The sequence below is a fragment of the Phormidesmis sp. 146-33 genome (assembly GCF_052939515.1).
Genome location: NZ_JBJPHU010000004.1, coordinates 108315 through 120950 on the forward strand (window position 1 = coordinate 108315; position 12636 = coordinate 120950).

13 protein-coding genes are annotated in these 12636 nt (G+C 49.3%); 9 read left to right on the forward strand and 4 right to left on the reverse strand.

Annotated features, from left to right (window positions below; genetic code table 11):
* Positions 1 to 81: 81 nt before the first annotated feature.
* Both ACJ2PR_RS03200 and ACJ2PR_RS03205 read right to left on the reverse strand, forming a co-directional pair.
* Positions 82 to 624 carry an FHA domain-containing protein gene (locus tag ACJ2PR_RS03200; RefSeq protein ID WP_446856318.1) on the reverse strand — a complete coding sequence of 181 codons (543 nt, stop codon included), beginning with the start codon at positions 622 to 624 and terminating at the stop codon, positions 82 to 84.
* Between the two features lie 358 nt (positions 625 to 982).
* Positions 983 to 2413 carry a DUF2079 domain-containing protein gene (locus tag ACJ2PR_RS03205; protein ID WP_446875886.1) on the reverse strand — a complete coding sequence of 477 codons (1431 nt, stop codon included), beginning with the start codon at positions 2411 to 2413 and terminating at the stop codon, positions 983 to 985.
* 166 nt (positions 2414 to 2579) lie between these two features.
* Here ACJ2PR_RS03205 and ACJ2PR_RS03210 point away from each other — a divergent pair, with 166 nt between their 5' ends.
* The 8 genes from ACJ2PR_RS03210 (at position 2580) to ACJ2PR_RS03245 (ending at position 9824) form a co-directional block, all read left to right on the forward strand.
* A complete protein-coding gene (locus ACJ2PR_RS03210; protein WP_446856320.1) occupies positions 2580 to 4163 on the forward strand; it encodes an ATP-dependent DNA helicase in 1584 nt (527 codons plus the stop codon).
* Between the two features lie 186 nt (positions 4164 to 4349).
* Positions 4350 to 4562, forward strand: coding sequence for a DUF2839 domain-containing protein (locus ACJ2PR_RS03215; RefSeq protein WP_446856321.1), 213 nt, complete (start codon positions 4350 to 4352; stop codon positions 4560 to 4562).
* 371 nt (positions 4563 to 4933) lie between these two features.
* The gene (locus ACJ2PR_RS03220) at positions 4934 to 5284 is read left to right on the forward strand and encodes a DUF1815 family protein (protein WP_446856322.1); all 351 of its coding nucleotides are present in this window, start codon (positions 4934 to 4936) and stop codon (positions 5282 to 5284) included.
* A 69-nt stretch (positions 5285 to 5353) separates the two neighbouring features.
* The gene (locus ACJ2PR_RS03225) at positions 5354 to 6346 is read left to right on the forward strand and encodes an alpha/beta fold hydrolase (RefSeq protein WP_446875887.1); all 993 of its coding nucleotides are present in this window, start codon (positions 5354 to 5356) and stop codon (positions 6344 to 6346) included.
* Between the two features lie 367 nt (positions 6347 to 6713).
* The gene (upp, locus tag ACJ2PR_RS03230; protein WP_446875888.1) at positions 6714 to 7364 is read left to right on the forward strand and encodes a uracil phosphoribosyltransferase; all 651 of its coding nucleotides are present in this window, start codon (positions 6714 to 6716) and stop codon (positions 7362 to 7364) included.
* Between the two features lie 119 nt (positions 7365 to 7483).
* Positions 7484 to 7825, forward strand: coding sequence for a hypothetical protein (locus ACJ2PR_RS03235; protein ID WP_446856325.1), 342 nt, complete (start codon positions 7484 to 7486; stop codon positions 7823 to 7825).
* A 100-nt stretch (positions 7826 to 7925) separates the two neighbouring features.
* Positions 7926 to 8228, forward strand: a complete 303-nt coding sequence (locus ACJ2PR_RS03240) for a YggT family protein (RefSeq protein WP_446856326.1) — start codon at positions 7926 to 7928, stop codon at positions 8226 to 8228.
* A gap of 141 nt (positions 8229 to 8369) precedes the next feature.
* Complete coding sequence (locus ACJ2PR_RS03245; protein ID WP_446875889.1) at positions 8370 to 9824, forward strand: DASH family cryptochrome; 1455 nt, start codon at positions 8370 to 8372, stop codon at positions 9822 to 9824.
* Between the two features lie 187 nt (positions 9825 to 10011).
* Here the strand turns inward: ACJ2PR_RS03245 and ACJ2PR_RS03250 are convergent, their stop codons facing one another.
* Together ACJ2PR_RS03250 and ACJ2PR_RS03255 are read right to left on the reverse strand one after the other, a co-directional pair.
* Complete coding sequence (locus ACJ2PR_RS03250) at positions 10012 to 10968, reverse strand: hypothetical protein (protein WP_446875890.1); 957 nt, start codon at positions 10966 to 10968, stop codon at positions 10012 to 10014.
* A 158-nt stretch (positions 10969 to 11126) separates the two neighbouring features.
* Positions 11127 to 11948, reverse strand: a complete 822-nt coding sequence (locus ACJ2PR_RS03255) for a methylenetetrahydrofolate reductase (RefSeq protein ID WP_446875891.1) — start codon at positions 11946 to 11948, stop codon at positions 11127 to 11129.
* Positions 11949 to 12105: 157 nt separating this feature from the next.
* On the opposite strand from ACJ2PR_RS03255, the gene ACJ2PR_RS03260 reads away from it, so the two are divergent.
* Positions 12106 to 12636: a helix-turn-helix transcriptional regulator gene (locus tag ACJ2PR_RS03260; RefSeq protein WP_446875892.1), complete on the forward strand. Its 531-nt coding sequence runs from the start codon at positions 12106 to 12108 to the stop codon at positions 12634 to 12636.

Here is a 12636-nt window from a genome sequence, read left to right on the forward strand (position 1 = left end):
TCACCCTAAATTTAAAGTTTAGAGGCGACCACGAGGGAATTGTTCTATCGCGTGTTGCACATTTGGTAGCGCTTGAAAAAACTACGATCGCGTCCCTCCAACCAGACCCGATAGGTTTTTCTTATTGCTGACGACAAAAAACTCGACGTGGATGTGGCTCAGAGACACCAGATCGCCATCTTGAAGCGTGCGCCGCTCTAATGTAGGGAGGCGATGACGGTTAATAAACGTGCCATTGCTGCTACCTACATCCATCACATAAAACCCTTCTAGAGGACTGTGACCAATGACGGCGTGACACCGAGAAATAGAGGGATTGGGAACAGCGATCGCACAGTTTCGACTGCGACCAATCAGCCAGGTTGAAGCAATTTCTGTCACCCGTGCTTCTTCGAGGTCAAACAGATTGGTGGTTAAAAAGGCCGTTCTCCCAGTGGTCGCTGCTTGAATGTAGTAAGACGCAGGACAGCGTTTGGAAGCTTGAACGATCGGCCCCACAAAGGTCGAAACTTGATCAAAATCGTGGTCGCAATCTGCAAGGAGCGATCGAGAGATGTCCGGGTTTTCTTTGAGAAAGTCCAGAGCGTAGTGATCTACATTACCGGACTGTTGCAGGTTTACCATAGTATGCGCTTAAGAAGTAACTGCGATGCGACAACAAATCAAATTAGAGTCGCCAGACCCTCAAACCCTGACAAAACCTGACAAACGGCACATGCAAATGGGCTGGAATCTCAAATGTTGGCTGACTAAGGAGGGGATTGTCAATTCACCCATGTGGGTGATTTCGCTTCACTACTGTTGCATAAAACACTAGACGCAGGAGGCTTGACAACCGTAACAGAATGTTTCTTCGCGAAAGCTTCACATGGGACTCAAGAAGGGCAAAGTTTCTTAAATTCTTGAGAAATTTTCAGGGTGGTGGGGAACCGTCGATTTGAACAGAACTTCGCAGCTTTGAGGCGGGTTGATCTACGAATCGTCAGCGCTTTCTCTCAAATAAGTAGACGCGATCGCGCTGGTATTTCAGCCGAAATTGTGAATTACTTTGAGTCAACTGTAAGACTTGATTTGCCAGTTCTAAACTGCTCGCCCATCCGGGATGCTGCAAGTTGAGCAACACATAGTCAAAGGAATCTACCTGAGCAGGCGGAGCAATCAGTTTGGTGTACTCCAACAAAGGGCGATGGGTCAGGTGAGGAGCGATGTAGCTTGTGGTCAAAACAGCCCCTTTGGTCGTGACTTGCGCGATCGCGGCTCTAGTAGCCTGCCAGGTATCGAGCCGATCGAGGTACTTTCCGGCAAAAAACCCGTACTTCGCCAAGGCCAAAAAAGCGACCAGTGACCAGAGAACGATCGCCCGTAGAGGTTTGATCCAGGACTTGTTGGCGGCGATTGCCGAGATCACAGCCAGCATCAAAAACGGCAGCACTGGCAGTGAGTATTGATGCAGTAAATCGCGCTGAAGTTCTAACTCTGACAAAATGTTGATAACCAAGGTAGGCAAAGCTGCAACCAGAGGCGCAAGATGGCGAAGTGACAGCCCCCAGGCGATCGGGATCAGTAGCAAAAATAAATAGAACAGCGTGTCGATCGAGAAAATCTTGCCCAAAATCAACCAGGGCTTGAGAAACAAATTCTGGATCACTTCTGGTAGAGACGCTCCCAGGTAGCCATATCGCGCTACAGATTCAACGCCCCCTGGACGAAAGGAAGGAATCACCACCTGAGTCACCAAAACGAACCAAACGGAGCCTAGCAGCAGGGCGATCGCGCCACATTTGCGTTTCTTCTCAAAGACAAGTAGCCAAAAGCCCATCGCTGCAACGGTTAGTGACAAGGCATCTCGACAGCCGAGACTTAAAATGATGCAGACCGTAAACCAGCCCACTCGATCGCTCCTGGCTGCCCAAACGGAGGTTAATATCAACGGCAGTGCTATCACTTCGGGGTGAAAGTCAAACAGGTTAAGGTTAAACAGCAAGGGATAGAGCAGATAAGTCAGCGCGATCGTCTGTGCTTGAGAGCGAGTTAGCCCCGCTTGTCGCGCCAGATGCCACACGGGTAGCGCCCCCATGCTCAGAGAAATCGCCTGAATCGCAAACAGCCAGTACACACTGGGGTAAATTTTGTAGAATCCTGCGACTAGATAGAGAATCCAATCGGCATGACCGCCCATAAAGTGATAGCCCCAAAAGGAGACGATCGGCGTGATCCCCTGGCTGATCAGATAAACAGCTTGATCAAAATAGCCCAAATCCAGCGCAGTCGATTGAAACAGCAGATGACGCACACTGCTGCATCCAAAGAAAATCAGGCTATTGAGGACAATGATGGCGACGATCGAGCGGGGGGCGATCGCGTCCAGATCCAGCCGATTTAGATACTTTTGCCAGACTTGTTGAATCTGCATGGGGAAAGACGATCAGTGACCTTCATCAATTTACCTGAAAGGCTATGACGGATTTTGGCGATCGTGGGTTCGTTGGCAAAACGTGCGATTTCTCCAAGTCTCGTGCTGTTCTCAATCCCTCGTTTTATCCTGGCTGCTATGGTCAAATTAAAGTCCGCAGGGTTTTTTGTCTCTGTGTCAGAATGGTCAATTAGTACGCCGAGAGTCCAAGCCTGTGATTGAGGTAGAAGTCCATCAGCAACTACGCGCTTTTTTGCGAGAGCAAGGCGAACCCTATTGGTCGCACCATTTGACGATGGCTCGATTAGTGGCGCGGGCCCTACGGATCGATCGCAGTGCGCTGATTCAAACCGGGGCACCTTCTGGGTATCATGGGCGCTATCGTTTGAGCTATCTGGTGCCGATTTTGATGTGGCCAGGGTCAGTTGTGGTTGTTGCTCCCGAAACGGTACAGCAGCGATTGTTGAGGGTTGAGATTCCGCGTTTGAAACAGTGGATCGATACGCCGAAACCAATCCAAACAGGCGATCGCTGGATTTCAGACTTTGCAGGCATTCTTTTGACCACTCCAGAAGCCTGGATTAGCGATCGCCTCAATCATGAGGGCAGATTTCCCCCTGGCATTCCGACCATTTTGGATGGGGTCGATGATTTAGAACTGTGGACGCGCCAGCAGCTCACGACTTGTCTCAATTCTGCTGATTGGGATGCTTTGATGTTGGCCTGCCCTGACCAGATCGAAGCCATCCGAGATGCACGGGTGCAGTTGACTAAAGCAATTTTTCACCACCCCGCTAATCCTTATGAATGCTATCTGATCGAGGAACCCGATCGCGAAATTCTGGATGTTCTGCACACAACGCTGCATCAGTCAGCCAGCGCCCCACCCGCCTGGAATCGGTTTTTTGAACAAACTCAAACCGACGATCAGCTAATCTGGGCAACGATCGTGCGGTCTCTAGGACAATTTTCTCTGCACTGCACGCCTACGGAGATTGCTTCAGCGCTTAAAGGAGTCTGGTCACAACAGCCAACCGTACTAATCGGAGGCGCATTGGATTTGGATGCAGACGCGACCAGCTATCGTCAACGAATGGGCTTAGAGGACGACCTCACCTGTCTGAAGTTTGCCCTCGATCGCCAGGACGACCTGATTCAGCTTTACCAGCCCGAAGGCATTCCTATGCCCAACACGCCTCAGTTTCAGAGTGCTTTGTTGAGGGAGTTGCGATCGCTCCTCAGTGCCAGCACCGCCGCTCAGGGACTCACGGTTATTTTGGTCGGAGACACGCCGCTCAAAGCACAGGTTGGCTCAATTTTGGCCTCAGAATTTGGGTCTAGAGTCCAGGTTGAGCGCACCTGTCTAGATGAAAACGGCATTTTGGTCACAGGTTGGGAGTTTTGGCGACAGCATCAGAGCGTGTTTCCGGCTCCCTACTTATTGGCGATCGCCACGCTGCCCATCCCTTCTCTCGAACATCCCCTGGTAGCTGGGCGCGTTGCCTACTACAAACAACTGCGTCAAGATTGGTTTCGCCTCTATTTGCTACCCGAAGCCTTGAGTGAATTGCAGCGAGCGATCGCTCCAGTCCGAGATTGTCAAGGCGTTGTCGCTCTATTAGATAGTCGGGTGATTCATCGCAGCTATGGCAGTCAAGTCCTATCTGCCCTCAGCCCCCTCGCCCGGATCAATTATCTTGATCCCAGCTTGTTTGTCCAGTCGCCAGAGGATTGGCAAGAAGAATTTTAGGCAGTGCCTTCCACAAAACTTAAGAACTTTGAATTTCTTTAAAGAGAAGTTACAAAAAGGTTTCAGCATCGGAGCGGGTTGCCAACAACTTCCCAAGCCCGTCTCAACGCAAAACTCAACATTCCAGCATCAAAACTCCGCAAACAGGGCGCTATTATCAGTACAAACCCTATCTAATTTAAGAAAATGGGAGACGCAAAACGCCGTAAAGAAACGTTGGGAGAAAACTATGGCAAAGAGCCAAAAATTGCTCCCTGGGTGCCTTTCACCAAAACGCAAGCTCAACAGTTTGTAAACTGGAGTTCTACGGGCGCATGGGTTGGCATTGGGTTGCTTGTGGTCGCGTGGATTACGATTCGCTTTGTTGGGCCATTGTTTGGCTGGTGGCAGGTCAATTAGAGCGCCTATCCGGAATCTCGGTCAATCGATTGAAGCTTTGAGTGGGGATGCGGTTTAAGTCGTGTCCCTACGGCTTTTTTAACTTCTTTTATCAGCTTGAGGAACTTTGAAACCTTGATTGCGTCAATCAGTTTATTGACTTTCTTAAAAGAATTCTTATAAGAAAGTGAAGAATCTTCAGATTTGCCAAACTTGTTGTGGTCGATACTTTGTTTCAGTGATCCTTTGGCTAGGATAGTCAAGCTGGACTACAGTGTCCTTTTTAACATCCCTCGAATTTTATTTATAAAGAGGGCACCACGTTACCAGAGGACGGAACGTTAAAATCTTAAGAAAAGGTTTAGAATTGGTGTGGTGAATGGAGGGCGATCGTGTTTCTAAGACTTGCAGAGCAACATAGACAGTTTGTACAAGACCTCGTGATGAATCTTCAGGCATTGGCCACCGTCCTGGAAAACCGAGGGTATCTGGCTTCGTGCTACACCTGTGGCGGTCAGATGAATAGCGCTTCCTTTATGGTCAGCCTGGGCAACAATCACCTGATTCGGTTTTTGGTGTCTGATTATGGCATCACCTGGACTGAGATGCGCGACGATCGAGAACTCATGAAGCTCGAAGGGGCCGAAGCCATTAGTCAACTTCAAGAACTCGCTAACCTGGTCAAATACCAAGTCAAGCCTTCTGAGTATCGTCCAACGCTCCCTGCCGAAAGCTACCACTAGACGATCGCGTCGGCAAAGCTTTCGATAGAGTGCTCTATTTATCACATCCCTGTTTTCCCCTCGTCCAGAATGCTAACTTCTGGTGATAATCTGGATAGCGGGGTTTACAGATTTAAGCAGCCCATACCCCTTAAGGCGCAACTGGCGCGACTGACGGCTGCTCTCTTAATACTTATGACCGTTCCCGATTCTGAGTGGCAACATCACTTCATTGAAGCCAATCGCATTCGTCTACACTATGTGACTCAGGGAGAAGGCGATCTCGTGCTGTTGCTGCATGGGTTTCCTGAGTTTTGGTATTCTTGGCGCTATCAGATCCCGGCGTTGGCTCGTCACTTTAAGGTTGTCGTGCCCGATTTGCGAGGCTACAACGATTCTGAAAAGCCCGCAGGCGGCTATGATCTCGATACGTTAAGCGCCGATGTTCGCAGTCTGATTGAAAACTTGGGCTACGATCGCGCTCACATTGTGGGTCATGACTACGGCGGTGTCATCGCCTGGAATCTGGCTCAAAAATTTCCTCAGTCGCTCGATCGACTAGCCTTGCTTAGTGCGCCTCATCCTCAAAGGTTTGTGCGCGAGATGCTCAGTAATTTGGATCAATTTCGTCGCAGTTGGTATTTGCTGGCGTTTCAAGTGCCAGGGCTGCCAGAGTGGTTAATTCAACAAAACTTGAACAATTTCGTCAAAAATATGTTTCAGGAGCAGGCGATCCGTAAAGGAGCCTTCACTGAGGAAAATGCCCAGAAGTACAAGGCGGCGTTAAATAAGCCCGGTGCCCTTTCTGCGGCGATCAACTATTACCGTCACTTGTTTACTTCGCTGCATTGGGTGCAAGATTTTTGGCGATCGCCCACTCCGATCTCTGCCCCGACTCTCGTGTTGTGGGGTGAAGAAGATTCTCTTTTGAGCCACAAGTTAGCAGAAGGACTCGATCGCTTTGTGGCGGCTCCCTGCAAAATCAAACTGCTGCCTCACTGTGGCCATTGGATTCAACAAGAAGCGCCCGAAACGGTGAATCGAGAACTGCTGTCCTTTTTGCGAGAAGTGGCCATCGCCTGATGGCTCTTATGTCCTTCAAGCTCTGAACCTACGGTAGAAAGATACGCGATCGCCATGTTCACATAAGCGCTTGATTTGCCGAATACGATCGCGCCAAAAAAATAGGACGCAAGAAATTTATCACTTCCTACGCCCTTTGCCGATCCTCTAGAGAGGAGAACACTAAAGGAACTATAAGCTTGTTGAGAAATCTTGTCAACACTAATGAGAACCTTTAGCAACAAGTTTCTCAGATTTTTCTTTTCAAAAGGCGCAAAACTTGACAATACTGACTGGGGTTTCTACATAAATATTAGGAGAATTGCCTGAAACAACGGCACGAAGAGAGTATGATGTTTCAGACTTGTGAAGTACCCCCCGTTCCCTTATGACACTTCAACTGCGCGTCTACGTTCCTCCCCATCCCCTCATCAAACACTGGTTGGGCGTAGCCCGCGACTCTGGAACGCCGTCTGCCCTGTTTCGCAGCGCCATGACCGAGCTGGGCAGATGGCTGACTTACGAAGCAATTCGAGAATGGATGCCGACGATCGAGACGACGATCGACACCCCGCTTTCTCCCTGCCCCGCTACTTTTATCAATCCCGAAGTTCCGATCGTCGTAGTGCCCATTCTCAGAGCGGGTTTGGCTCTATTAGATGGCGCACAGTCGCTTCTACCGTTAGCGTCGATCTATCATCTGGGACTGGTGCGAAATGAGGAGACTCTAGAAGCAAGCTGCTATCTCAACAAGCTCCCCGCCCAGTTTGATCCCCAAACCCACGTTTTGATTACCGATCCCATGCTGGCTACCGGGGGCACGACGATCGCCGCAATGGAAGAACTGATAAGTCGAGGCGTAAATCCCGCCCTGGTTCGCATTGTCGCAGTGGTAGCCGCTCCTCCTGCTTTGCAAAAACTCAGCGTGGCTTACCCCAGTCTCAATATCTATACTGCCGCGATCGATGAAGGGCTGGATGAACGCGGCTTTATCGTTCCAGGATTGGGCGATGCGGGCGATCGCTCGTTTGGCACCTGATCGCAGAGAGTCAGAACTTGTACGAAGGTGATTTTTTGCGATTCCTTTTTCCTTGGCTCCTTTTTCCTTTAAGCTTAAGGGACTTGGACATCTCAAAAAAAGACCAATCCTGGTGAGTGATGAGTCAACAAGATAATTTTTCGGGTGGGTTTTTGTTGGGCGCGATCGTCGGTGGCGTTGTCGGTGGCGTTTTGGGCGCACTGCTAACTTCTCGGCGGCTAGAAGAAACCTTAGAAGAGACTCTTTTGAAGAAGGCAGATGCTCCAGAGATAAAGGCTAAAGGCAAAAAACGCCCTCTGCGCGGCTCGACTGAGCAGAATATCGAACTGGCACGGCGCAGTCTCGAAGATAAAATTGCTCAATTGAATGACGCGATCGACGATGTGCGGCAGCAGTTGAGTAATGTTAATGGGCAGGCGATCGAGGTCAATCGCGAAGGGTCGCTGACTGATGAGCCATAGCGCTAGAATGCTACGTGAGAGTAGTCACAAATTGCCTGCGATCGCTTAAACTATCAGCAAATCTGAAAACCCCTAGACCTCAAAAGGAAACTGTCAGTCTATGAACCCTCTAGAGCTACTGATCATTACGATTAGCCGATTTGTCAGCATTTATTTGGTGCTGTTGTTCATTCGGATTTTGTTGACGTGGTTTCCCCAGGTTGACTTTTACAATCCTCCGTTCTCGATTTTGGCGCAACTGACTGACCCTTATTTAAATATTTTTCGTCGAATTATTCCCCCGCTGGGTGGGCTAGATATTTCTGCAATTTTGGCGATTTTGGCACTACAGGTCGTTCAATCTACGGTGTTGCCGCTAGTTGCTCAATCGGTTGCAGCCCTACAAACCTCGCTGATTGGCTAACTGCGTAAGACGTTGGTGGGGGTTAATTTTTATCCAAGTGGGGGGCGATCGTTGTGATCGTCCTCTATTTTTTTGGGAACATCTTCTTGAAGAAACGTTACGATCGGGAGGAAGCGAGCAAACGACAAGGTCGGTTTTACGGTGGAGAAAATTTTAGCTTGGTATCGCAATGATCTGCGACTGCACGATCACGAGCCTTTGTATAAAGCACTTCAAATCGGAGCGCAGGTGATTCCGCTTTATTGTTTTGATGAGCGACAGTTTGGCACTACGTCCTATGGATTTCCTAAAACGGGGGCATTTCGGACGCAGTTTTTGCTAGAAAGCGTCGCTGATTTACGACGGGGACTGAGGGCGATCGGCAGCGATTTGATTTTAAGGAAAGGCTTGCCCGAAGTCGTGATTCCTAAATTAGTTAGAGAACTGGGCGTGACGGCGATTTATTTCTATCGCGAAACGACTTCAGAAGAGGTGGCGGTTGAAAAAGCGTTGGAAACAGCGCTCAAGGCAGATAAAATTTCCACAACTTCTTTTTGGGGACATACGCTCTACCATCCAGATGACCTACCTTTTAAGATGGCAAACCTACCGGAATTGTTTACTAGCTTTCGCAAACAGGTCGAGAAGTCTTCCACCATCTATTCAGCATTTCCGTCGCCGACGAGTTTGCCAGCATTGCCTGAGATCGCAGTGGGAGAAGTGCCGACGATCGCTGATTTTGGCTTGGAGGCTCCGGTTGCGGATCTGCGGGGCGTGATTCCTTTTAGGGGTGGCGAAACGGCGGGTCTGGCGCGATTAGATCACTATTTTTGGCAGCAGGATCACCTCAAGGTTTACAAAGAAACTCGCAACGGCATGTTGGGCGGAGACTATTCATCAAAGTTTTCGGCGTGGTTGGCGCATGGCTGCTTGTCACCTCGTGAAATCTATTGGCAGGTGCAGGCGTATGAAAGCCAGCGAGTGAAGAACGATTCAACCTACTGGCTGATCTTTGAATTGCTGTGGAGAGACTACTTTCGCTTTATTTGTGCCAAACATGGGACGCGGATTTTTCGGCGATCGGGTCTGCGGGGCATTTCCATTCCCTGGAAGGAAGATTGGCCGCGATTTGATCTGTGGCGCGCAGGTAAAACGGGCTTTCCGCTGGTGGATGCCAACATGCGAGAGATTGCGGCGACGGGCTTTATGTCTAATCGAGGACGGCAAAATGTGGCAAGTTTCTTGACCAAAAATCTGGGAATCAACTGGCAAATGGGAGCCGAATGGTTTGAGTCGCTGCTGGTTGATTACGATGTGTCAAGCAATTGGGGCAATTGGAATTACACCGCAGGCGTGGGAAATGATGCCCGTGGATTTCGCTTTTTTAACATCACCAAGCAGGCAAAAGACTATGATCCGCAAGGTGATTATGTAAAACATTGGCTGCCAGAGTTAGCAAATGTTCCCTCTGCAAAAGTGCATGAACCCTGGAAGCTACTTCCTGTGGAGCAACAGCGATTTGGGATGAGGTTGGGCGTGGATTATCCTCATGCGATCGTCGATCTGTTTAAGTCAGCCGCCGCTAATGAGAAGATCTACAATGCGGCAGTTGTCTAGAAACAATAGCCAGTTCGACGAAGTTTTTTCGCGTCGTTGGTAAGTGCTTCTGCCTGCCCAACTTTGGGGACTTTAAAACAAAATCGATTCAAAGTCCCCAATCTCAAAGTCCCCAATCTCAAAGGATTTAGAGAGCGTTTCTAGATCTCAATCGAAGCGAAAAAACTTCATCAAATTCCGGGCATTTTTAGGACTTGCCAGCCAGCAGCACAGTTTTAACTGGGACAGGTCGAACCTGTTGCTCTGTGGCCCGATAGCCCCACTGTCGCCGACCATCAGAGACTACAGTGAGCCAAGTTGGTGGAGCAGTCGGGGTTGCACTCCTTCGCACCACAATAAACCGCAGTGACTCTGGGGCGATCGCCGGATTTTGCCGCACGATATCTTGAACAATTCCCTGCACCACGTCAGGCGGTAAAGCGGCGCGACGATCTAAGATTACTGTTTTTGCATCGTCAGAAACGCGATATGTCCAACGAGCCGGACTGTTTTGTAGGGACACTTCCCAGCCGCTCACTGGCTGATAAATCGCCGGACAAATTTGCCCAAAACTAAATTCACAAGCGTTGCCCCAGGTTGTTTTGCGCGTATCGACTACCCGGAGGTTAGCAGCATCTGTCTGTGACCAAGCGGCAGCATCCTTCAAAACGGCATCGCGAATCGCCTCAGACAGGTCAGCCCTAACCGCAATTTTGGGGTCGAGAATGAGCAGAGACCCCGATCGACTCCCATGATAAGTCCAGTCCTGATCACGCACTTTTACCACCACTTTCCATCCTGAAACAGGGTCAAACTCTGTGGTGCAAATTTCACTAAAATTAAACTGACACCAATTGCCAAAAGTGAATCGAGTGGATCGCACCACTTCTAAACGTTGAATCGGCGTTTCTAACCGTTGAGAAACATCTTTTAGAATGGCAGCCCGAATCGCAGATGGTACGCTTTTCGGCTGTGATTGAGCCATCAAAACAGGGCGTTGTTGACGTGGAAGTACATGAGATATTGATGAAAGCGGCATCGCTACCGAACTTGCCTGAGAATCCATTCCATCCGGCGAAAAACTTAGCGTTGTGAATGCTAACGCTGCGATCGCTCCAATGCAGACGCGAGCTTTTCGATTAAGACGAACGTGTATCTGTGTCATAAGTCAAATTCACCTCAATGAGATCATCACCAACAAACCTTTGATCAAAATGTAGATAAACCCAGGAATCCTAAGAGCGTTGCAAGTCATAGAGAGTAAGATTCTTGACAAACGCCCATAAGTTTTAGAGAAACGTTGTCAAACAGTCTATGTAGCCTTTATCTGTGATGATTCCAGCCCATGCCCAGATCGTTTAGTCGCAGGTGAATGCCGCACACCCCCTCGATCGCGCTAGTGTTGACAATCAGGTTTTGCAGACGTTGCAGGTTACTTTCGGGCTGTCCAAATTCCATGCCGATGAAAGCATGATTTCGCCCAGATTGTAGAAATCTAAGTTGCTCTAGCGAGTTAAATGGCAGAATTGAGACGATGAAATGGGCGCGCTGGTGCAGTTGACGTGATCGTACGGCCGCCATCCATTGCTCCATTGCCTCTAGATTGAGCAGCGATCGTACCTGAATAAACTGCGCTCCGCTGTCAATTTTGGCCGTCAATCGCGCCATGCTTTCGGCTATATCTGGCATCAGACAAGGCACTTCTACCGCACCAACATAAAAGGTTGCCTCTGAGCGAAATCGGGCGATCGCCGCAATCGTCCTCACGGCTCGATCGCTCCCGTGATGATCAGGAAACCCATCCGACACCAAAACATTGCGAATCTGAGCGTTGGCAAGCCAGAATAGCTGATCGTATAAGTCAGATTTCTGAAGGCTCAGTTCGACGATCGAGTCTAGCCCCAACTGTTGAATATATTGAGTCGCCACCGAGCTAGATAGGCGGGGTTGAGGAAGCAAGCGATCGCTCATTTGGACAATGTTGACATGCTGTGCAGCGCGATTTGCCGCTTTCATTAATGAGGCCGCATGGGGGTGCAACAGCATTAATTCAGCAGAAAACACGAAACGATTGGTCGTCAGCAGCGTCTCTAAAGAGAAGTCATCAGAAACGTCTGAAGATGGGCAGGGGGAGAATGGAAACATTTGCATTCTATCTAGACTGTCAACGGTAGGTTAGAATCCCTTTGACCAATTATTTAACCCCAAATATATTTGGTTGTCAATCTGTTTGAGCAAAGAAGTTTTACCAAAAATATTTAGTATAGTAGGGTCATCGTGAGTGTCCATGATGGAAATGTTCATGTCAAAACAGACGGAGCGAACGAGAATCTCAGAGTTGCGCGATCGGGCCAACCTGACGCAGCGTGCCTTAGCCATTCATCTCGGCGTAACCGAAAACACCATTCAAAACTGGGAAAAAGGCAAAGCCGGGTTTGAGCAGATTGTCAGAGTGATCAAGCTGTGTCACGCCCTTGACTGTGACTGGCGAAACTGGTCAGACGCTCCACTCGACATCGCCGGATTGCGCGATCGAGCCAACCTGACGCAGCGTGCCCTGGCCCTGCATTTGGGTGTGACCGAAAACACGATTCAAAATTGGGAAAAAGGCAAAGCTGGATCAGAACAAATTGTCAGGGTGATTAAACTGTGTCAAGCGCTCAATTGTGATCTCAAAGACCTGATTGATTGGAGTTCGCTTCAAGACGTACAGCAGCCCAAAGGCATGTCGCTCGACGAGATTCGAGAACGGCTGGGAACGGGCAAATCACGATCGACCGCCGCCAGCGAGCAGAACAACGACCCGATTGAGTTCAACCCACAGAATTACTAG